This window comes from Agrobacterium sp. DE0009, from assembly GCF_007680755.1.
Lineage (GTDB): Bacteria > Pseudomonadota > Alphaproteobacteria > Rhizobiales > Rhizobiaceae > Agrobacterium > Agrobacterium tumefaciens_B.
Genome location: NZ_VEIU01000001.1, coordinates 1,413,111 through 1,434,224, shown reverse-complemented (window position 1 = coordinate 1,434,224; position 21,114 = coordinate 1,413,111). Strand labels below are relative to the sequence as shown.

At 58.8% G+C, this 21,114-nt stretch carries 22 protein-coding genes and 1 tRNA gene; 4 read left to right on the top strand and 19 right to left on the bottom strand.

Annotated elements, in window-relative coordinates; genetic code table 11:
• Window positions 1-28: 28 nt before the first annotated feature.
• Complete coding sequence (locus tag FS804_RS07280) at window positions 29-3,538, bottom strand: hybrid sensor histidine kinase/response regulator (RefSeq protein ID WP_144575883.1); 3,510 nt, start codon at window positions 3,536-3,538, stop codon at window positions 29-31.
• A gap of 219 nt (window positions 3,539-3,757) precedes the next feature.
• Here FS804_RS07280 and mscL point away from each other — a divergent pair, with 219 nt between their 5' ends.
• The 3 genes from mscL to galE all read left to right on the top strand — a co-directional run bounded on the left by mscL (window position 3,758) and on the right by galE (window position 6,843).
• Window positions 3,758-4,186 carry a large conductance mechanosensitive channel protein MscL gene (mscL, locus tag FS804_RS07275; RefSeq protein ID WP_144575881.1) on the top strand — a complete coding sequence of 143 codons (429 nt, stop codon included), beginning with the start codon at window positions 3,758-3,760 and terminating at the stop codon, window positions 4,184-4,186.
• A gap of 132 nt (window positions 4,187-4,318) precedes the next feature.
• Complete coding sequence (locus tag FS804_RS07270; RefSeq protein WP_144575879.1) at window positions 4,319-5,485, top strand: pyridoxal phosphate-dependent aminotransferase; 1,167 nt, start codon at window positions 4,319-4,321, stop codon at window positions 5,483-5,485.
• A gap of 326 nt (window positions 5,486-5,811) precedes the next feature.
• Complete coding sequence (galE, locus tag FS804_RS07265) at window positions 5,812-6,843, top strand: UDP-glucose 4-epimerase GalE (RefSeq protein ID WP_144575877.1); 1,032 nt, start codon at window positions 5,812-5,814, stop codon at window positions 6,841-6,843.
• A gap of 83 nt (window positions 6,844-6,926) precedes the next feature.
• On the opposite strand, the gene yacG is transcribed toward galE, so the two are convergent.
• From yacG to FS804_RS07220, 9 genes are all read right to left on the bottom strand, one after another.
• Entirely contained in the window at window positions 6,927-7,151 is a 225-nt protein-coding gene (gene yacG / locus FS804_RS07260) for a DNA gyrase inhibitor YacG (RefSeq protein ID WP_063949682.1), read from the bottom strand.
• A 3-nt stretch (window positions 7,152-7,154) separates the two neighbouring features.
• Window positions 7,155-7,778, bottom strand: coding sequence for a Maf-like protein (locus FS804_RS07255; RefSeq protein ID WP_063949683.1), 624 nt, complete (start codon window positions 7,776-7,778; stop codon window positions 7,155-7,157).
• A gap of 33 nt (window positions 7,779-7,811) precedes the next feature.
• Window positions 7,812-8,030, bottom strand: coding sequence for a translation initiation factor IF-1 (gene infA, locus FS804_RS07250; RefSeq protein WP_027673809.1), 219 nt, complete (start codon window positions 8,028-8,030; stop codon window positions 7,812-7,814).
• Between the two features lie 143 nt (window positions 8,031-8,173).
• Complete coding sequence (locus tag FS804_RS07245) at window positions 8,174-8,662, bottom strand: low molecular weight phosphatase family protein (RefSeq protein ID WP_063949684.1); 489 nt, start codon at window positions 8,660-8,662, stop codon at window positions 8,174-8,176.
• A gap of 2 nt (window positions 8,663-8,664) precedes the next feature.
• Window positions 8,665-9,138 carry a UPF0262 family protein gene (locus FS804_RS07240; RefSeq protein ID WP_144575875.1) on the bottom strand — a complete coding sequence of 158 codons (474 nt, stop codon included), beginning with the start codon at window positions 9,136-9,138 and terminating at the stop codon, window positions 8,665-8,667.
• A 3-nt stretch (window positions 9,139-9,141) separates the two neighbouring features.
• Window positions 9,142-10,440 (bottom strand): histidinol dehydrogenase, encoded by a 1,299-nt coding sequence (gene hisD, locus FS804_RS07235; protein ID WP_144575873.1) that lies wholly within the window; start codon window positions 10,438-10,440, stop codon window positions 9,142-9,144.
• Window positions 10,441-10,572: 132 nt separating this feature from the next.
• The gene (locus FS804_RS07230) at window positions 10,573-11,013 is read right to left on the bottom strand and encodes a DUF2948 family protein (RefSeq protein ID WP_063949687.1); all 441 of its coding nucleotides are present in this window, start codon (window positions 11,011-11,013) and stop codon (window positions 10,573-10,575) included.
• Window positions 11,014-11,124: 111 nt separating this feature from the next.
• Window positions 11,125-12,417: a UDP-N-acetylglucosamine 1-carboxyvinyltransferase gene (gene murA, locus FS804_RS07225; RefSeq protein ID WP_144575871.1), complete on the bottom strand. Its 1,293-nt coding sequence runs from the start codon at window positions 12,415-12,417 to the stop codon at window positions 11,125-11,127.
• 102 nt (window positions 12,418-12,519) lie between these two features.
• A complete protein-coding gene (locus tag FS804_RS07220) occupies window positions 12,520-12,759 on the bottom strand; it encodes a hypothetical protein (RefSeq protein ID WP_236734428.1) in 240 nt (79 codons plus the stop codon).
• Window positions 12,760-12,941: 182 nt separating this feature from the next.
• On the opposite strand from FS804_RS07220, the gene FS804_RS07215 reads away from it, so the two are divergent.
• Window positions 12,942-13,016: transfer RNA gene (locus tag FS804_RS07215), tRNA-Thr, on the top strand.
• Between the two features lie 186 nt (window positions 13,017-13,202).
• Here FS804_RS07215 and FS804_RS07210 read toward each other — a convergent pair.
• From FS804_RS07210 to flgA, 9 genes are all read right to left on the bottom strand, one after another.
• The gene (locus tag FS804_RS07210; protein WP_063949690.1) at window positions 13,203-14,144 is read right to left on the bottom strand and encodes a flagellin; all 942 of its coding nucleotides are present in this window, start codon (window positions 14,142-14,144) and stop codon (window positions 13,203-13,205) included.
• Window positions 14,145-14,384: 240 nt separating this feature from the next.
• On the bottom strand, window positions 14,385-15,341 hold the full coding sequence (locus FS804_RS07205) for a flagellin (RefSeq protein WP_144575869.1): 957 nt from the start codon (window positions 15,339-15,341) through the stop codon (window positions 14,385-14,387).
• A gap of 405 nt (window positions 15,342-15,746) precedes the next feature.
• Complete coding sequence (locus FS804_RS07195; RefSeq protein WP_144575867.1) at window positions 15,747-16,607, bottom strand: flagellin; 861 nt, start codon at window positions 16,605-16,607, stop codon at window positions 15,747-15,749.
• A gap of 373 nt (window positions 16,608-16,980) precedes the next feature.
• A complete protein-coding gene (fliP, locus tag FS804_RS07190; RefSeq protein ID WP_063949693.1) occupies window positions 16,981-17,718 on the bottom strand; it encodes a flagellar type III secretion system pore protein FliP in 738 nt (245 codons plus the stop codon).
• Window positions 17,715-18,215, bottom strand: coding sequence for a flagellar basal body-associated FliL family protein (locus FS804_RS07185; protein ID WP_144575865.1), 501 nt, complete (start codon window positions 18,213-18,215; stop codon window positions 17,715-17,717). Before FS804_RS07185 ends, fliP begins: the two co-directional genes overlap by 4 nt.
• A 28-nt stretch (window positions 18,216-18,243) precedes the next feature.
• Complete coding sequence (flgH, locus tag FS804_RS07180) at window positions 18,244-18,963, bottom strand: flagellar basal body L-ring protein FlgH (protein WP_063949695.1); 720 nt, start codon at window positions 18,961-18,963, stop codon at window positions 18,244-18,246.
• Window positions 18,960-19,496: a MotE family protein gene (locus tag FS804_RS07175; protein WP_063949696.1), complete on the bottom strand. Its 537-nt coding sequence runs from the start codon at window positions 19,494-19,496 to the stop codon at window positions 18,960-18,962. Before FS804_RS07175 ends, flgH begins: the two co-directional genes overlap by 4 nt.
• Complete coding sequence (locus FS804_RS07170) at window positions 19,493-20,614, bottom strand: flagellar basal body P-ring protein FlgI (RefSeq protein WP_144575863.1); 1,122 nt, start codon at window positions 20,612-20,614, stop codon at window positions 19,493-19,495. The genes FS804_RS07175 and FS804_RS07170 overlap by 4 nt, the downstream gene beginning before the upstream one ends.
• Window positions 20,611-21,099 (bottom strand): flagellar basal body P-ring formation chaperone FlgA, encoded by a 489-nt coding sequence (flgA, locus tag FS804_RS07165; protein ID WP_077224842.1) that lies wholly within the window; start codon window positions 21,097-21,099, stop codon window positions 20,611-20,613. The genes FS804_RS07170 and flgA overlap by 4 nt, the downstream gene beginning before the upstream one ends.
• Between the last annotated feature and the right edge of the window lie 15 nt (window positions 21,100-21,114).

Sequence of the window (21,114 nt, the reverse complement as noted above, 5' to 3'; positions counted from 1 at the left end):
ACGCCCGGTCCGCAAGGTCCGGGCGTTTTTATTCGGCCGCTGCTTTCGCCGTGCTGGATATCTGGTTGATATAGGCCCTAAGGGCCGCCGGCTTCACCGGCTTGTGCTGGACGGAAATTCCATATTTCTCGGCTTCGCTGCGCACTTCGGGGCTGCGGTCTGCCGTGACCAGCAGGGCAGGGATCGCCTTGCCGTAAAATGTCCTGATAAAACGGATGGCGCCGATGCCGTCTCCATCATCAAGATGATAGTCGGCGATGATGACATCGGGTGCCGATGCCAGAGCGAGGAATGGCTCTTCCAGCGCGGCAACCGAACCGGCGGGCAAAACCTCGCAGCCCCATCCGCTCAGCAGCAGCGTCATCCCCTCCAGGATTGTCGGCTCGTTATCGATGCACAGCACCCGAACGCCCTGGAGGCGATTGCTGACCGGGGACGGCGCAATCGGACCATCGGACCTTGCTGGCCTGATACGGTCCGCCTCGCGCGGAAGATGGATGCGGAATGTCGTGCCTCTGCCGGGTGTGGAAATCAATTGAACCGGGTGATGCAACATGCGCGACAGCCGGTCGACGATGGAAAGGCCGAGGCCGAGGCCCGAGGCCGTTTTGGCGCCCTCGTCTAGCCTCGCAAATTCCTTGAACACGGTGCGGAACTTGGAGGAGGGAATGCCGATGCCGGAGTCCGTCACCTGAATGACCACTTCGCTACCCCGGCGGCGGGCACCGACAACCACCTTCCCTTGAAGCGTGTATTTGATGGCATTGGAGACAAGGTTCTGTATGAGGCGCCGAAGCAGATTGGGGTCGGAGCGCACCGTCAGCGATGTCGGCATGACAATAAGATCGAGGTTCTTTTCCTGCGCCATCGGCGCAAAGTCCGTCTCGATGCGTTTGAGCAACTCGTTCAAAGGCACAGATGTCAGCCGGGCCTTCATGGAGCCGGTATCGAGACGGGAAATATCGAGGACCGCGCCGAGAATGGTCTCAACCGATTCCAGCGCCGAATCGATATTCTGGACGAGATCGCTTTCTCTTGAAGCGCCAAGCCTTTCGACAAGCGAGGAAGAATAGAGGCGCGCGGCATTCAGGGGCTGGAGAATGTCATGACCGGCGGCGGCGAAGAACCGCGTCTTGCCGATATTCGCCTCATCGGCGGCAGCTCTGGCTTCCGCCAGTGCGCGGTTGACGCGGGTCAGTTCCACGGTGCGCTCCTCCACGCGCTGCTCCAGCGTTTCGTTTGCCTGTTTGAGAGCCTGATCGCTTGCGACGCGCTGGGTAATATCCGTGAAAGTGGCGACGATGCCCTTGTCCGGCATGGTGTTGGAGCGCACTTCAATGATGCGTTCACCGCCCCCGAGCACCAGCGAGAAAGGCAGGTCCATCGTCAGGAAACTGGTGATGAGCTCGCTCAAATCGCCTTCCGGCATATCGCCGCGTTCCTGCAGCATCGCAACGATGTCGGTAAGCGGCACGCCGACCTGACCGAATTGCTCGGGCAAATCCAAGAGCGTGCGGAAGCGGCGGTTCCAGATGGTCAATTGTTGCGAGCTATCGAAGACCGCAATGCCCTGATCCATCTGGGCCAATGCCGTCTGCAGCATATCCTGATTGTATTGCAACGCCTCGCTTGCCTGGTCGAGCAGCCAGGCCGTATCCGCGCTTGTATCCTCCGCCTTCTGGAGAATGATCGAGAGCACGAGACGGGCGGAGGAGGAGCCGATGGCGCTGCCGAGCAATTGTTCGGAGAAATGGATCAGCGCCATATCCGCCGGCTGGTCGTCATTGAGCTTTCTACCCGCGGTCTTCTCATAGGTGGCGAGTGACCGCAACATACGTTCTTCGCCGAGATAACGCGCGATCGCGGTCTTGAGATCGCCGACGCTGACCCGGGTTTTCCAGCCGCGCGTCGCAAATTGCGATTTCGAATGGCGCTTGACGAAGATGCCGGACTGGATGCGCTCCACCGGTCTCGGATTGCGGGAGAGCGAACCCAGAACGAAAGCAAGGCTGTTGACCAGCAGGCTGAGGATGACGGCATTGACGAAAGGATCGGCCTCCGGTCCATTAAAGATGGTGCTGCCGGAAAACAGGAAGCCGAGGATATTGGCCGCGACTTCGGAATTGTCAGGGCCGCCAAAACTCGGCAGGAACAGCAGGTAGGCCCAGACGAAAAAACCGGAGCTGAGGCCGGCAATGGCGCCACGCGCATTGGCCCGCCGCCAGAAAAGCCCGCCGAACAGGGCAGGCGCCATCTGGGCGATGGCCGCGAAGGCGAGAAGGCCGATGGAGGCGAGGCCCGTGGCACTGTCTGCGGCGCGATAATAGCCATAGCCCAGCAACATGACCGCAAAGATCGCGGTCCGGCGGATGTTGAGCAGCTCCTTGGCGAAGTTGTCCCGGTGCGGCGAACGGTTCAGCAGTTTCTGCCGTAGGAAGATCGGCATGACGATGTCGTTGGAAATCATGATCGACAGGGCCACCGAAGCGACGATCACCATGGCGGTTGCCGCCGAAAATCCACCGATGAAGGTGATGAGCGACACCACCGGCATCTCGTGGGTAAGGGGCAGTTGCAGCACATAAAGGTCTGCATCGCCATTGGCCCCGAGCGTCAGAATGCCGGCGAGCGCGATCGGCAGCACGAAGATATTGATGGCAATGAGATAAAGCGGCAGCAGGAAGCCCGCCATGCGCAACTCTTCAGGTGTGCGATTTTCGACCACCGTCACATGAAACTGGCGCGGCAGAAGAATGATGGCAAAGCCCGATAGCAGCGTCATCACGATCCAGCGGCTGACCGGCGTGTGATAGGTGACGGCCCGCATGGCCTCCTCGTTCGCCGTTGCCAGCTGCCAAAGATGCGCTGGCCCATCGAACAGGACGAAGAGCACGTAAAAGCCGACGGTGCACATGGCAACCAGTTTGACCAGCGATTCCATCGAGATCGCCAGGATGAGACCGTCCTGGTGCTCGGTTGCATCCGTGTGACGAGTGCCGAACATGACGGCGAAGCCAGCCATGACGAGGGTGACCACAAGCGGCAGATCAAGAAAATAAAGATTACCGCTGCCGATACCGTAATCGCCGGGATCGACCATCGTCGCCACGGAACTGGAAACCGCTTTCAGCTGCAGCGCGATGTAGGGAATGGCGCCGACCAGCGCGATGATGGCGACGATCATTGCCACGGTGGAGTTCTTGCCGTAGCGGGCGGCGATGAAATCCGCAACTGAGGTCAGCTTCTCCGTCTTTGCCAGATCGACGATACGGCGGATGATCGGCATGCCAAGGGTGAAGGCCAGGATGGGGCCCGTATAAATGCCCAGAAATTCGAGACCCTTGTCGGCAGCAAGCCCGACCCCACCGAAATAGGTCCAGGAGGTGCAATAGATCGCAAGGCTGAGCGCATAGACGAACGGGCGTCCCTTTTTGGGCGCCTTCCTCTCACGACTTTTCCTGTCCCCGTAGCTCGCGACCGCAAACAACAGGAGGATATAGGCGAAAGCCGAGCCGAATATGATCCACCCAGGAAGCACGCATCCTCCCATGCAAGAATTCCCTTGTATCAAGCATAGGCGAAATCCGCGCCCTTGAGAATGAGCGCGATCTGATCATAAAGTTCAAGACGAGCGTGCAAAAAAGCTAATAAATGCAATCTTGACGAATTCCAAAAGTGTAAGGGAATCTGTATGGTTGAAGGGGTAGGGACAGTCACATAGCTTCAGCGCGTGAAGCAGGAGAGAGGGACAATCTGAATGCTTAACGAATTTAAAACCTTCATTGCCCGCGGCAATGTCATGGACCTTGCCGTGGGTGTTATTATCGGTGCTGCTTTCAGCAAGATCGTCGACTCCGTCGTCAACGATCTTATCATGCCTATCGTCGGCGCAATCTTTGGCGGGTTCGACTTCTCGAACTACTTCCTGCCACTGAGCTCCAACGTCAATGCCACCTCGCTCGCCGCAGCCCGGGAACAGGGCGCCGTTTTTGCTTACGGCAACTTTCTGACCGTTCTCATCAACTTCCTCATCCTCGCCTGGATCATTTTCCTGATGGTGAAGGGCGTCAACAAGCTTCGTGATTCCGTCGAACGCAAGAAAGTGGAGGAAAAGCCGGCAGCCGCGCCGCCGCCGGAAGACGTCAGGCTCCTCATCGAAATCCGCGATCTGCTCAAGACGCGTTGAAACTGTGACCGATCCCCGGCGGGCCTGTTGGTGCCGGGGACGACCCATAAAGAAAATCCATGGCCGCCTCACGGATTATCATGCACATGACGGGTGTGATGCGATAAGAAGGCACGAAATGGAGTGTCTTTAATGTCGGTTTTGAACAGTCTGAGCGCGCGCTCTCTGGCGGCTCCCGAAAGCGGTATCGTCGAAGTCGTGAACTATGCCCGCGGCCGGGACAACCTGCTGCCGCTCTGGGTTGGCGAAGGCGATCTGCCAAGCCCCGATTTCATCAATCAGGCGGCCATTGATGGGCTGAACAACGGTGAAACCTTCTATACCTGGCAGCGTGGCATTCCGGAACTGCGTCAAGCGCTGAGCAGATATTATGAGCGCCATTTCGCGGCATCGCTGTCGCCGGAGCATTTTTACGCGACTGGTTCCGGCATGCAGGCAATCGTGCTTGCCGTACAGGCGCTGACATCGCCCGGCGACGAAATGGTCTATCTGTCGCCGACATGGCCGAATATCGTTGCCGCCATCGGTGTGGCCGGCGCGAAGGCGGTTCCGGTTGGTATCGATTTCAGGGATGGTCGCTGGGATCTCGATATCGACAGGCTGGAAAACGCCATTACCGGCAAGACGAAGGCGCTTTTCATCAATACGCCCTCCAATCCAACCGGCTGGACGGCGACGCTCGACAATCTCCGTGACGTTCTGGCACTTGCCCGCAAACACGATCTGTGGATCGTCGCGGATGAGATTTATGCGCTTTATCATTACGCGGGCACGCGCGCGCCTTCCTTCCTCGATGTGATGGAACCGGATGACAAGGTCGTCTTCGCCAACTCCTTTTCCAAAAATTGGTCCATGACAGGCTGGCGCGTCGGCTGGCTCGTCGCGCCGCCAGCCATTGGTCAGGTCATCGAAAACCTCATCCAGTACTCGACATCGGGCGTGGCGCAGTTCATGCAACGCGGAGCAGTTGCCGCGCTCGATCACGGTGACGGTTTCATCCATGAGAATTACCAACGGGCTCTGGCGTCCCGCGATATTCTCTGCGACGCGCTGATTGCCACCAACCGCGTGGAAACCCTGAAGCCGGATGGCGCTCTCTATGCCTTCCTCAAGATCGACGGTGTCAAGGACAGCCGCGCCACGGCGATTGATATCGTGGACAAAACCGGCGTCGGCCTCGCTCCCGGTACGGCTTTCGGCCCCGGCGGGGAGTTGTTCCTGCGTGCCTGCTTCCTGCGGGATCCCAGGCAGATTGAAGACGCTGCGGACAGGCTGGCCTCATACATTCTCGGCAGATGAGTTTTCATGTTGCCGTTTCTCTTTCACGCCGACGGGCGATCGCGCTGAAGTAGACAAATCGGCAACAAAATCACGGCTCATATCAAAAAATTGCAACCCCACGGCGTAACCATCGACGTGGGGTTTTTTGTGTGATATGCGCAATCTGTTCCGTTCGTGAGAACATCTTCATCTAATAAATAAAAAGCATCTGAAGACGCTAACCAATCGTAAGCCACCTTTTTAACGGGGCGGGGGATCGGCTGGGTATTGGCTGTGCAAGTAATCAATGATGAAGAATTATTGGCTTTGATGAACGCAAGAAAAGCAAACAGGGAAGTGGTGTCATGGCTGTTCTGGTCACGGGTGGGGCCGGTTATATAGGAAGCCACATGGTGTGGGCTTTGCTCGATGCCGGGGAGGAGGTCGTTGTCATCGACCGGCTCTCCACGGGGTCGCGCTGGGCAATCGCGCCGGCGGCGCGGTTCTATCTTGGCGACGTCGCGGACCGCGTGCTGCTCGACCAGATTTTCGAGCAAAACCACATCGAGACCATTTTCCACTTTGCGGGCTCCGTCAGCGTGCCTGAATCCATCAGCCGACCGCTTGAATATTACGAAAACAACACAGGCACGACGCGCGCTCTTGTCGCGGCGGCGGTCGCCCACGGTATCGGCAACTTCATCTTTTCGTCCACAGCGGCCGTTTACGGAAACCAGCCCTTCGATGGCCCGGTTCCAGAAACCGCGATCCTGAGCCCTGAGAATCCTTACGGCCTGTCGAAGCTCGCCTCCGAAATCATGTTGCGCGATGTCGTGCAGGCCCATGATTTCAACTATGTGGCGCTGCGCTATTTTAATGTCGCCGGTGCCGATCCCTTAGGTCGCGCGGGGCCATCACCCACGGGTGTCGCGAACCTCATCAAGGTCGCCTGTGAAGCCGCAACCGGTTGTCGCGACCGCGTCGATGTCTATGGGACGGATTACCCGACCGCCGACGGCACAGGCGTGCGCGATTATATCCACGTCAGCGACCTGATCGATGCACATCTGCTGGCCATGGCGCATCTGCGCGCCGGCGGCGGCACGCGCACCCTCAATTGCGGTTACGGCGTGGGCTACTCGGTGCTGGAGGTCCTGCAGTCCGTACAGCAGGAATCGGGATGCGATTTCCCGATCATCCACTGCCCGCGACGTCCAGGCGACATTGCCGCCATGGTTGCGGACTCGACGCGTATTCAGTCGGAATTCGGCTGGCGGCCCCGCTTCAACGATTTGACGACGATTGTTAGAACCGCGCTGCAGTGGGAGGCCAAACGTCAGGCCCAGCAAAGCAATAGAATTCCCCAAGTACGACGCAAGTTGGCGGCAATAGGCTGAGCGGCGTTTTCCTCACGGAAGACGGTTTTCGGGCGTGAAAAGAGCTTCGGGCTTCGACTGGCCTGCCGGACAAAAGCCGTGGCCTACTCCGAGTTGCCCTGCCGGCTGTCCTGGTTTTCCGCGCTGCTTTCATCGTCGGCAACAGGAATGGCATAGGAGCCATTCAGCCAGCGGGCGAGATCGAGCGAGCGGCAGCGGTCCGAACAGAAGGGATAGTCCTCCCGCGTTGAGGGCCGGCCGCATTCCGGGCACGGCTGGGCCTTGCGAAGCGGCGTGACGTTACCGGCGCTGTCTGTGGGTTTTGCCATGGCTTATCCCTCGAGCCAGCCCGACGTCACTTCAAATCCTTCTCCGGAAAGAAGCGACATGGTCTCGTAGAGCGGCAGGCCGACAACGTTGGTATAAGAACCGGTCAGCTTCTGCACGAACGCACCGGCGATGCCCTGAATACCATAGGCGCCAGCCTTGCCGCGCCATTGCCCGGAGGCGATATAGGCGTCGATCTCGCGTGTGGAGAGGCGCTTGAAACGCACCTTGGTCTCGGCAACCTTCTGGCGGATCTTGCCGCCCGGGGTCACGAGGCAGATGCCGGTATAGACCCAATGGCTGCGCCCCGAGAGAAGATGCAGCGCCGCCGAGGCCTCTTCCGTGTATTCCGCCTTGCCGACGATGCGGCGACCAACGGCGACCACGGTATCGGACCCGAGAACATAGGCGTCCTTCCACGTCTGCTCGCCTTTGAGCGCCGCCCGCGCGGCTTCCGCCTTCTGCAGTGACAGACGGCGACACAGCGTGCGCGGATGTTCGAGCTTGGCTGGCGTTTCGTCGATATCCATCGGCATCAGGCGCGCCGGTTCGACGCCGATCTGATTCAGCAGCTCCAGACGCCGCGGCGAGCCAGACGCCAGAACGAGCTTTTGTTTTGAATTGGTCATTGCGCGGCCCGGACGTCCGATGCGGAACGTGGATTACTTGAAACGATAGGTGATGCGGCCTTTGGTCAGGTCGTAAGGCGTCATCTCAACCAGCACCTTGTCGCCGGCGAGAACGCGGATACGGTTCTTGCGCATGCGGCCAGCGGTGTGGGCGATGATTTCGTGTTCGTTCTCAAGTTTCACGCGGAATGTTGCGTTCGGCAGCAATTCGGTTACGACGCCCGGGAATTCAAGGACTTCTTCTTTTGTCATGTAAGGGTTTTCTTCCTGTTGATAGTGCCGGACGTGTCCTGTCCGGGAAAATTGCGCGGAAACTACACAATCCCGGCACATTTGTGAACCTCTAAAGCATCGGCTTGAAAATCGCGATTGATTTTAACGCGCCTAGGCAAATTTCAGTCTTTTGAAAGCGTATCCGCCACCGGCTGCTGCCGCTTTGGCAGGCGTTCGGCGATCAGTTTTGCAAGATGATCCCGCACCTCGCGGTAGGCGTCGAGAATCTGCTCGCGCGTGCCTGTGGTCACCGTCGGATCCATGGTGGGCCAATAGACGACATCGAGAGAGTTCGAGCGCGTCAGTTCCAGTGCGGCGTGATGCGCTTCTGGGGTTAATGTAATGATCAGATCGAAAAAATCATCCTCGATCTCGTCCAAAGTGCGCGGTTTATGTTTGCCGAGCGAAAAACCCTGCTCCTCCAGCACCGCATCCACGAAGGGGTCGCGCTCTCCCGCCCGAACGCCCGCCGACTGAATGTAGATGCCGGGCGCCACCAGCCGTTTGGCGATGACCTCCGCCATGGGTGAGCGAATGGAATTCATGCCGCACATGAAAAGGACCGATTTCGGCGCTCGTCCTTCATTCGGCGCTGCGGCAGGATCGCTCATCTCTAACCCCGCCAATAAAGGACACAGACCAGGGTGAAGAGCCGGCGCGCAGTATCGAAATCCACCTTGATCTTGCCGGACAGCCGGTCCATCAGCGTCTGCGAACCATCATTGTGGATGCCGCGCCTGCCCATGTCGATCGCCTCGATCTGGCTTGGCGTAGAGGAGCGGATCGCCTCGTAATAGCTTTCGCAGATCAGAAAATAATCCTTGATGATGCGGCGGAACGGCGTCAGCGACAGGATATGGGTGGAGACATCCTTGTCGTCTTCGGTCTTGATCGAGAAGACCAGTTTGGAATCGACGAGCGATATATGCAGCCTGTATGGCCCGCCGTCATGCCCGGCAGGCTCAAAGGTGTTTTCTTCGATCAGGTCGAAAATCGCGACGGCACGTTCGTGCTCCACGTCGGGCGTGGACCGGCCGATGCTATCGTCCAGTACCACGTCGCAGAGCCGGAAGTCGCCTGACGCCATCGCTTAGCTTTCCGGGTTGAGGCGGATGGAGACTGAGCGCGCATGCGCGTCCAGCCCCTCCGAGTGGGCGAGCGTGATCGCTGCCGGCGCGAGCTGGCGCAGCTGATCAGGGCCTAGGCGCAGGATGGACGTGCGCTTGACGAAGTCCAGCACGGAAAGGCCGGAGGAAAAGCGGGCCGAGCGCGCAGTCGGCAGAACGTGATTTGAACCGCCGACATAATCGCCGATAACTTCAGGGGTGTGACGTCCAACGAAGATTGCGCCCGCGTTGCGGATATGCGCCATCAGGCTATCCGGATCATCGACGGCAAGCTCCAGATGCTCGGCGGCAATGCGGTTGGCAAGCGGAATGGCGTCGGTTAGCTTGTCGACCAGAATGATCGCGCCGAAATCCGCCCAGCTGGCCGCTGCCGTTTCGGAACGAGAGAGGCGTTTCAGCTGCCGCTCGACAGCAGCTTCAACCGCTTTACCGAGCTCGGCATTGTCAGTGATGAGAATCGATTGCGCGCCGCGATCATGCTCCGCCTGCGCCAGAAGATCGGCCGCGAGCCAATCGGGATTATTGTCCCTGTCAGCAATGACAAGCACTTCAGAGGGACCGGCGATCATGTCGATGCCGACGGTGCCGAAGACCTGCCGCTTGGCTGCCGCTACATAGGCATTGCCTGGACCGACGATCTTGGCAACCGGCGCTATGGTCTCGGTGCCGTAGGCGAGCGCGGCCACGGCCTGCGCTCCGCCGATGCGGTAGATTTCCTCAACGCCGGCGATACGCGCCGCCGCGAGCACGGCGGGATTGACCGCGCCGCCATTGGCGGGGACGACCATGACGACGCGCTCCACACCGGCGACCTTGGCTGGCACGGCATTCATCAGCACGGAGCTTGGATAGCTGGCGGTACCGCCGGGCACATAAAGGCCAACTGCCTCGATGGCCGTCCAGCGCGAACCGAGGCCGACGCCGATATCGTCCTCGTAGATGTCATCCTTCGGCATCTGTCGCGCGTGGTGTTTTTCGATGCGACGCGCCGCGAGTTCGAGCGCCTCGATGACGTTTGTATCGACCATCGAGAACGCGGCGTCGATTTCATCCGCCGTCACCCGCATGGAAACCTTGGTAAAATCAATGCCGTCGAATTTATGGGAATAATGGGCAAGGGCCGCATCGCCGCGATCACGGACATCAGTGATGATGTCGCGAACGATCGCGTTGACGTCTTCGGAAACTTCTCTCTTGGTTGTCAGGAAGGCCGCAAATTTCTGTTCGAAATCAGCCGATGCCCGCTCCAGCCAGATTGCCACGCCATTACCCTTTCATAGTCCCCGCGGGTGAACCCGCGAGGTGCACGAACTTGCCCGCTTAAAATGCGGCTCTGGTAAGTGGCATAAATCGAAACGGCAAGGAAAGGCAACCGTCGCGACGGCTGGCGACAGTTATTCGCTGTCGGGATGATGCGGTTTTGTGGTTGTTTCCCACGCGCCGCTGACATCGGTCAGCTGCGCCTCGATGCATTCGACATCCAGGGCGATGGTTCCCCCGCCGGAAAGCGCCAGTTCGACGACACCATCGGGTCCCTCGCCATTGGGGATGAAGCGCACGGCCAGAAGCGAAAGCACCTGTTCCCTGTCGGCGAGATTGATGGATTGCGAGCGCACGGCCAAGACGCGCTTCAGAAAAATCACACTGCGGCAGCGTTCCGGCGGCGTATTCTTTTTGGTGGTGCTCTCCCAGACGAAACGGTTGGCGGAGAGTGTGAACTGCCTGTGCTTCGGCTCGAAGGCAACATCCTTCAGCTTGAAGACGCTGTCCTGCAAATGTGTCGAGATGATCGAGAGATCTTCGGTATCCAGCGCCAGCAATTTGAGGCCGCTCATCGTTATCGTCCTTTTCTGCGGCCACGAGCCGCCCTGTCTATTTCTGATAGTTGAAATAGGCAGTCACGGCCCGGTCTGCAACGGGCAAGCGGATGAGCGGCGTTGAGATGATCAGTCGCTGACACGCTCAACCAGCGCGCCGCAGCGGGTGAGCTTTTCTTCAAGACGCTCGAAACCGCGGTCGAGGTGATAGACGCGTGACACCATGGTCTCGCCTTCCGCTACGAGGCCGGCAATCACCAGCGACACGGAAGCGCGCAAATCGGTCGCCATCACAGGCGCACCCTTGAGGCGGGACACACCCTCGATGCGGGCCATCTGGCCGGAGAGCGAAATCCTGGCACCAAGACGGGCGAGTTCCTGCACATGCATGAAACGGTTCTCAAAAATCGTCTCTGTAATGTGCGAGACGCCCTGAGAGCGCGTCATCAGCGCCATGAACTGCGCCTGCAGGTCGGTCGGGAAGCCGGGGAAGGGCTCGGTGACGATGTCGACCGGCTGGATGCCTTTGCCGTTGCGCACGACGCGCAGGCCGGTCTCCGTCTCACTGATCGTGGCGCCTGCAAGCTTGAGTGTGTCGAGCGCGTTGTCCAGCAGCGATGCCCGCGTTCCTTCCAGCACCACGTCACCCCCGGTCATCGCGACCGCCATGGCGTAGGTGCCCGTTTCGATGCGGTCTGGCAGAACACGGTGGCGCGCGCCGGAAAGCGAGGTGACACCTTCGATGGTGATGGTGGAGGTGCCGGCGCCTTCGATCTTCGCGCCCATCGCGATAAGGCAATTGGCGAGATCGACGACCTCGGGCTCGCGGGCGGCGTTGTGGATGACGGTGGTGCCGCGGGCAAGGCTTGCCGCCATCAGCATAACATGCGTTGCGCCAACGGAAACCTTCGGGAAAGTATAGACGGCACCGATCAGGCCACCCTTGGGTGCGGAGGCGTTGATATAGCCGCCATCGATCTCCATCGTCGCGCCGAGCGCCTGCAGCCCCTCGATGAACAGATCCACCGGTCGCGTGCCGATGGCGCAGCCGCCGGGCAGCGAAACACGGGCGCGGCCTTCACGCGCCAGCAGCGGGCCGATGACCCAGAAGCTTGCGCGCATCTTGGAGACCAGCTCATAGGGAGCTGTCGTATCGACAATGGTGCGGCAGGTGAAATGTACGGTGCGGGAATAGGCTTCGCCCTGGCTTTCGCGGCGGCCGTTAACCGAGATGTCGACGCCGTGATTACCGAGAATGCGGATGAGCTGCTCCACGTCCGCCAGATGCGGGACGTTTTCGAGCGTCAACGTATCGCTTGTCAGAAGCGATGCTATCATCAACGGCAGGGCCGCGTTCTTGGCGCCGGAGATGGGAATGATGCCGTTGAGCGTATTGCCACCCGTAATTCTGATGCGATCCATGCGTCCCTACGGGCCTTTGCCCGCCTTTCTTATCCTGCCTTGTGGAAAGGCGTGTCCATAGACCAGTTTCCACGGCGTTTCAATTTATGCTGGTTGAATTGTCTATGAAGATGATTCGTCCGTTTTTGCGGCAGGCAGGCCGACCGTGTGGTCTTCCTCGCCCGCGCGGCGCGCGCGAACCTGCTGTTTGCGCTTCAGGAGATTTTCCCGCAGCTTCTTCGCCGCCCGCGCCTTCCGCTCCGCCTCCCGTTGCCGCGCCTTTTCGCCGGGCCCCGCCTGGGCCTTGCCATCGCTCGGCGCTGCAGAGGCGTCGTCAGAAGCGCCACGGGAAACGGTGGCCATTGCCTGTTTGTCATGATGGTCGTTCATAGAGTGAGCAATATCTGAAAAATGCATTTTTCAACAGGGGGCACGCTTTTTTGCCCTGCTGGATGAAGAATATCGTTTTGCGACTTGCGCTCGTCAAAAACCTATGGCAATAGGCCGCCACGCTTGATGCTGAAGCAAATGCTTCGGCACCGGATGCTGCTATAGCTCAGGGGTAGAGCACTCCCTTGGTAAGGGAGAGGCCGAGAGTTCAAATCTCTCTAGCAGCACCATTCTTTCCCAAAAATCAAATATTTACATTGGTTGTTAAGCTGATCGGCCAAATCGTGGACACATGCGAGCATCGGTCGATCGTCAGCAAAAGGAAAACCGCGCCCCTTGCGAAGCGCGGTTTCCATATCCGAATATTCTGTTGCTGCCAGAGCGGGACGAAACCGCCCGTAGCCATCGGGCGCCGCTTACTGACGGAATAGCGACAGAATATTTTCGGAGCTGGTGTTGGCAATGGAGAGCGACTGGATGCCCAGCTGCTGCTGTGTCTGAAGAGCCTTGAGCTTTGTGGATTCTTCGTTCATGTCAGCATCAACGAGACGGCCAATGCCCTTGTCGATGGAGTCGGTCAGCTTCGAGACGAAGTCTTCCTGAAGGCCAATGCGCATTTTGATCGAGCCGAGGGCGGCGGACGCGCTGCTGATCGACTGAAATGCGGTTTCAACATCGGTCAGAAGATTACCGATGGTGTAAGTCGGTGGTGTTGCCGCGTTGAACAGCTTGAGATCGATATCCCAAACGGAAATGCCGGAGGCCGTGCCGGGCTGGCCGATGATGCCCTTCGTCGTATCAAGCGTCGCGGGAGTGCCTGTCAGGCCGAAAAGCACATTGGCGGTCGTCGTACCGGCGGTGGTGTCGACCAGCGTGTAGTCGGTTTTCGTCACGCTGACGGTGCCGCCCGCGGTGCGCACGAAGCCGGAAACGACGGTCTTTGCGCCAGTGCCCAGCAACCAGTTTTCGCCGCTGAAGGATGCGCCCTGCGCAATCGATTCGAGCTGCTTCTTCAGCTGATCGATTTCTTCCTGGATCTTCGTCTTGTCGACACCTTCTTCGGTTGCCGCGACGATCTTGGACTTGATCTCCTTGACGACTTCGACGGTGCTTTCCATTGCAGAATAGGCAACATCGACCTTGGCGGCGCCAAGTCCGAGCGCGTCCTGAACGGCGGAGAGCGCCATGTTGTCGGAACGCATGGTTGTTGCGATCGACCAATAGGCGGCGTTATCGGAGGCCGACTTTACCCGCAGGCCGGAAGACACTCTGGATTGGGTTTCCTCGAGCTGGCTGCTGATGCCGCGCAACGTCTGAAGAGCCGACATGGCGGCGATGTTTGTGAGAATACTTGTCATAATTGCCCCTCTGAGCTGGCTAAAAGGAAGGGACATTCCGGGATCGCCGGAAACGACAGCGCGGCGTGATGCCTGTTAACCTCTTTTTCGTCTTGGTTAACGAGTCGTTTCGATGCGTCGATTTAGCCGTGATTTGGTTAATGATCTCTTAATCGAAAATTTTTTCAATTGCGCAGGTGAGCGTATAAACAAAAACCGCGCCTTTCGGCGCGGTTGATGGTTCCGATTGTATGCTACCGATTAACGGAAGAGCGTCAGGATGCTCTGCGAGTCGCTGTTGGCGATAGACAGGGCCTGAACGCCGAGCTGCTGCTGCGTCTGCAGAGCCTTGAGGCGGGTGGACTCTTCGTTCATGTCGGCGTCGACGAGGCGGCCAATGCCCTTGGTGACCGAGTCGGACAGCTTGGAAGCAAAATCTTCCTGCAGGCCGATACGCATGGAGAGCGAGCCGAGCTTTGCTTCGGCGCTTGTCATTGCTTTCAACGCAGTTTCAACCATCGTCAGAGCTTCAGCCATATTGGTGGCACGGTCAGCTACTGCGAACGTGTTGAGGTCCAGAGTGTAGACGGACTGGGCGCCGGCTGCGCCAGTGAGAGTGGAGGTTGTGCCCAAGATACCAAGAGTACCAGGCACTCCGGTAGCGGGATCGATTGAATCAAACAGAACGTTGCCGGTATTAGCGGTGTCAAGAGCGTACTTCGTCGTGGTGACGCTTACAGCGCCACCGGTAGCGCGTACGAATCCAGAAACAACAGACTTATCCGGGGCGGCCGCTGTACCGGTCGCTACGCCGACCAGCCAATTTTCACCGTAGAAGGAAGCGCCTTGCGCAATCGATACCAACTGCTTCTGCAGCTGGCTGATTTCTTCCTGGACCTTGGAGCGGTCGACGCCTTCTTCGGTCGCCGTAACCAGCTTTGCCTTGATTTCCTTGACGACGTCGATTGCAGCGTTCATGCCGGCAGAAGCGGTGTCAACCTTGGCGGCGCCGAGGCCGAGCGCGTCGGAAACAGCGGAAAGCGCCATGTTGTCGGAGCGCATGGTGGTCGCGATGGACCAGTAGGCAGCGTTGTCAGAAGCGTCGCCAACGCGAAGGCCGGAGGAAACGTGTGCCTGGGTGGTTTCCATGTTCTGGCCGATAGAGCGCAGGGTCTGGAGCGCAGACATTGCTGCGACATTCGTGATAATGCTCGTCATAGTAGTGTGCCCCTTGAATGGCTGATTAAAGAAGGGACATTCCGGTTTCACCGGGAACGGTGCGCAGCATCATGCTTGCTAACTGGCTGATTTTTAACGTTAGCTCACCGTTTCGATGAGCATTAGGTAACGCGGGTTTGGTTAATGAATCGATAAACGGCAAAAGAAATTCAGCAGCAGCAATATTTAAAATGCAACCCTTGCGCGCGCACGCGCGTAACCTCAAATGTTTAAAAAAAAGATAAGGCCGCACCCGTTTCAGGATGCGGCCTCATGCATGCATCGGGTCCGGTTCAGCCTTCCGGACCTTTATGCCTTCTATCTCATCTGCGTTCGGTCAGCCCCCGATTGCCTCTGAGAAGAAATCTGTCCCCCAGCCCCCAAGGGCTATGAGAAGCGCGGCTCTTAACGGAAGAGCGACAGGATGCTCTGCGAGTCGCTATTGGCGATCGAGAGAGCCTGGATTGCCAGCTGCTGCTGCGTCTGCAGAGCCTTCAGCTTGGTGGACTCTTCGTTCATGTCGGCGTCGACCAGACGACCAATGCCCTTTTCGAGAGCATCACCCAGCTTGTCGGCGAAGCTCTGCTGCAGGTCGATGCGAGCAGAGATCGAACCAAGGTTGGATGCAGATGTCTGCATTGCCTTGAGAGCCGTTTCCACGGTGGTCAGGTCGGCGGCAAGGTCGGTGGACGTCGTAACGTTGATCGCGATGGTGTTTGCCAGCAGGCCACCCGTGCCGGCACCCGTTGCCGGGTCGACGCTGTCGAAAAGCGGAGCGGTGGTGTAGGATGCGGTCGTAACCTTGACGCCGGCCGTATCACGGACGAAGCCCGAAACGACGGTCTTGGCGCCCGCGGTGCCGACCAGCCAGTTTTCGCCGTTGAAGGAAGCGCCGTTGGCAACGCTTGCCAGCTGAAGGTTCAACTGGTTCAGTTCTTCCTGAACCTTTGCCTTGTCAACGCCCTGTTCGGTGGCGGTAACGAGCTTGCTCTTGATTTCGGTGACGACCTTGATTGCGGCATCCATGCCGGCATAAGCCGTATCGACCTTCGCGGCGCCGAGCCCGAGAGCGTCCTGGGCAGCGCTGATAGCGCCCTTATCCGAACGCATGGTCGTTGCGATGGACCAGTAAGCGGCGTTGTCCTTGGCGGCGCCGACGCGCATGCCCGTGGAAATGCGATCCTGCGTCGTGGACATGTCGCTGGAGATGGAGCGCAGCGTCTGGAGAGCGGACATCGCCGAAGCGTTAGTGAGAATGCTTGCCATAATAAATGTGTCCCTTTGTTTTTACGAGATACTGGAGTGGGGACATACCGGGCTTTGTATTACCGGTCGCAACGTTTCGGCTTCATGCCACTCGGTTCAGAAATACTCAGTTTCAGAAACCAAACCCGCTGCGTGTGATTGGAATTTCGCAGCGAAAAATTGCCCAATTATTAATTTGAACGTCCAGAAATAGTGGAGTGTACTTATGGTTACTACTGGATTTATTGAATTGGTAAATTTTTAATCCAGATATATAGTTACCACTCGCTTAGCAAAAATGGTAAACAAAAGCTCAAAACGCGAAAACCCCGCGGCCGTGGGCACGCGGGGTTAAAAAACAGGGTTAACGGGTGTCAAACCGGCACAGGCGTCGTCAGTTGAACGATCTGACGAGACTGCCGACAAGCAGGTTCCAGCCGTCGATCAGCACGAAGAAAAGAATCTTGAACGGCAGGGAGATGGAGGTGGGCGGCAGCATCATCATACCCATGGCCATGGTGATGGTCGCGACGATGAGGTCAATGACCAGGAATGGCAGGATGATGAGGAAACCGATCTCGAAACCGCGCCTGATCTCCGACAGCATGAAGGCCGGAACCAGCACGCGATAATCGACGACGTTGTCGGTCATCACGTCCTGACCGCGTTCGCGCGCGATATCGACGAAGAGCTTCAAATCCTTGTCACGCGTGTTGGCGTTCATGAAGGTACGGAAGGGCTCGGCAATGCGCTGCACGGCCTGCTGCTCGTTGATCTGGTTCTGCAACAGCGGCTGCACGCCATCAGTCCATGCTTTATCGAAGGTGGGGGACATGACGTAGAAGGTCATGAACATCGCCATCGACAGCAGAATCATGTTTGACGGGGTCGATGCCAGCCCCATGCCGGAGCGCAGGATCGAGAAGGCGATCACGAAGCGCGGAAAGCTCGTGACCATGATCAGGATGCCCGGAGCAATCGACAGAACCGTCAGAAGGCCGAAGGTGCGGATAATCCATGCCGCGACCGAACCGTCCACCTGTGTATTAAACAGCTCGGACGGAAATTGCTGGGCACTGGCAAGGCCCGGCAAGGCGAGGAGGACGGCGATGGTTACAAGAAATCGAATCATTCGATGACAAAGGTCCGGAACATGACCTTGGATACGCGCCCTTGAGAGCGCAGGTCAACTCGTTCCTGGATGTCATCCTTAAGATATTGAAAGCCGCGCGGGCCTTCCAGCTGCTGAAGGGAAACGGTGCGCACATAGGCCAGGATATCCTGATGGATATCCTCCGCCAGCGCTACTTCCACCGGCCCCTTGAACATCAGCGCCACTTCCAGCCGCACCCAGTTGGTCGCGGGATAGGCAAGGTTGGTGGTGATGGGATCGAGCTGGACAATGCCGTTCGCCTCGGCGGCGATTTTCTCGATCCCTTCGCCCTTCGTCTCCCCGTGGCCGCCGGCGGTGGCAGACGCATGCGCCTGCGCGCCCGCAGTCTTCGGGGCAATCATCCCGCCCACAACCCAGCCGCCGCCCGCACCCAGAACGGTGAGGATCGCAAGGCCAGCGATGGTCATGACCATCGAGGAGGATTTTTTCTTACCCTCTGCCTGTTCGTTTTCCATGCGTCAGTCCCGTTCCCGTGTGCCGGCGTCAGAGTGGCGAGAACAGGTCGACGACCTGCTGCCCGACCGGAGGCTGCTGCACTTCCGTCAGACGGCCACGGCCGCCGTAGGAGATGCGCGCTTCGGCGATACGCTCGTAGGAGATCATGTTCTGCGCATCGACATCCTGCGGCCGCACGATACCGCCCACGTTCAGGATGCGGATTTCGTGGTTCACACGCACTTCCTGAGAGCCGCTGATGATGAGGTTGCCGTTTTCAAGAATGCCTGTCACGACGGCAGCGACGAGCAGCGTCAGCTTTTCGGAGCGCTTGGTCTTGCCCTTGGCTTGCGTGTCGGTGTCTGAACCGTACTTGATGCTGGAATCAGCCTGCGGGTTCCAGCCGAATATTTCCGCCTTTGCCTTCCAGTTCAGACCACTCGCATTGGTGCGGTTGCGCTCGGTTTCGTTGTCGAAATCGGCCTTGTCGTTGATCTGGATGTTGACGGTCAGGATGTCGCCGATGTTCAGCGCACGCAGGTCCTTGAAGAGCGCGCCCTGGCTGTCGCTCCAAAGCGAATAGCCGCTCGCCATGTGCTTCGGCTGCTTGGGATACATGCCCATCTGCGGAGTCTGGCTGAATTGCAGGCCGCTGCCGATCGGACTCATCGCGGGTGCGTTACCGATTTCTTTCAGGGTCTGGTTGTTCTGGCAGCCGGCGAGCAGGGCAAGCGGCAGGAGGAGGGCCGGAAGACGACGCGTGCTCATGAGGGATCCTTCGAAGTGTTTTTATCGATCGCCTGCGACATGATGCCAGCGACGGTGGCGGCCTTCTGTGCGTCCATCTCGCTGAGGATGAGACCGGACTGACGCGGCGGCAGCTGCATGATGATGGCGGCCGCAATTTCCACATGCATCTTTTCGAGCTGCGGTGCTGCGGCGTCCGCCTTCATCGTCTTATAAATGTCGACGAGATTGCTTTTTGCCTGGTTGAGGAAGTGCTCGCGACGCGCCAGCCAGTCCTCATATTCGGCCTTACGGTTTTCCAGCACGGCGATGCGCTCGTTGACGTCGGACTGAAGCTTTTCAAGCTCCTGCTTCTGCATCAGGTAACGCTGGTCGCGGGCCGCATCGGCGATGTTGGTGCAGAATTTCTGGATTTCGTCCTGCGTGCTGAGTTCCGAGACCACATTCTGCTGGCTCTCGGCACCGGCAGCAGGCAGCAGGAAAAGCAGCGACGCCACCGCTGCAAAGCGGACGAGGCCATTCGAAAATACGTTTCTCTTCTGAGCGTCCATCATTGCAGCACGAGCTCCGCCTGAAGGGCGCCGGCGGATTTGATGCCTTGCAGGATGGCGATGATACCGTCCGCCTTGAGCCCGATGCTGTTGAGACCGGCAACCAGCGTGCGAAGATCGGGACCTTCGACGATGGCGACCTTGCTGCCTTCCTGCATGGCCATGATATCCGTCTGGGGCTGAACGGCGGTCTGGCCGCGCGAGAAGGGCGCGGGCTGAATGACCTGCGGCGATTCCGTCACCTGGACAGTCAGCGTTCCATAACTGACGGCGACACGGGAGATGCGCACATCCGCGCCGATAACGATGGTGCCGGTGCGTTCGTTGATCACGACCTTGGCGGGCGTATCGGTCTCTACCGTCAGATTTTCGATTTCCGCCATCAGTCGCGTCAGGTCGGCGGTGCGCGGCTTCTGCACCGCGATTTCCTGCGAATCCCGCGGTTCGGCAATGCCATCGCCGTAACGGGCGCGGGCAAAGGCGTTAACGACATCGGCCACCCGCACTGCCGTTGAAAAATCCGGGTTGCGCAGCTGCAGGACCAGATTGACCGAATCCTTGAACTTCGATGGCAGCTCGCGCTCGATGATCGCGCCATTCGGCACGCGGGCGGAGGTGGTCACACCCTGCGTCAGCGTTGCTGCATCGCCCTGGGCTGAAAAGCCGTTGACGATCAGCGCTCCCTGCGCGACCGCGTAAATCTGCCCGTCCGCGCCGGAAAGCGACGTCATGATGAGGTTGCCGCCACGCAACGAAGAGGCGTCGCCGAGCGAACTCACTGTCACGTCGACGCGGCTGCCTGGGCTGGCGAAGGGTGGCAGATTGGCCGTCACCATTACGGCTGCGATGTTCTTTGCGTTCGACTGCCCGCCCTGTGTCGTGATGCCGAGATTTTGCAGCATCGCGCGCATGGACTGTTCGGTAAACGGCGAGGAGCGCAGGCTGTCGCCGGTGCCCTGCAGGCCGACCACGAGACCATAGCCGATCAGCTGGTTGTCACGCCCCGCCTGCAGCGATGCGATATCCTTGATGCGGGAGGTGTCGGCCTGGGCGGGCGGCGTCGAGAGGAATGGCTGTGCCGAAAACAGGATGGCCGCAGCGAGGATACGAAGCACTTTCATTTCGCCATCACCTGAATGGTTCCGTCCTTCATGACCGTGCCGCTGACCATCACGCCGGAATCGATGTTGCGTACCCTGACGACTTCGCCGAGCGAGCCGTCTGTCATCGGCGTTCCCGAGGCCATCAGCGTCATGTTGCCGATGGTGAAGACGAGTTTGACGCTGGTGCCGCGCGTAACCAGCGAGGGTTCGCGCAGGGCGGCAACGGGAATCGTGCGTCCGGGAAGCAGGGTCTGCTTGGAGATCATGCCCTCGACTTCGCTGATGTCGCTCGCGTAACCTGAGGAAATATTGGGATTGGTCACTTCAACTGGCTTCACCTGATCGGACGAGATTGTCTCGCCCGGATAGATGGTCCGCGTTGGAACTAGGGCCATCGGCGCCTGTGCGAGGGCAGGGGCCAGGGCCCCCAGCGAAAAGGCAGACGCCAGACACATACGGACGAGCGCCGTTCTGTAACTGTTTTTGTTCCGGCCAAACCTCATGTTCGCCTGCCTTTC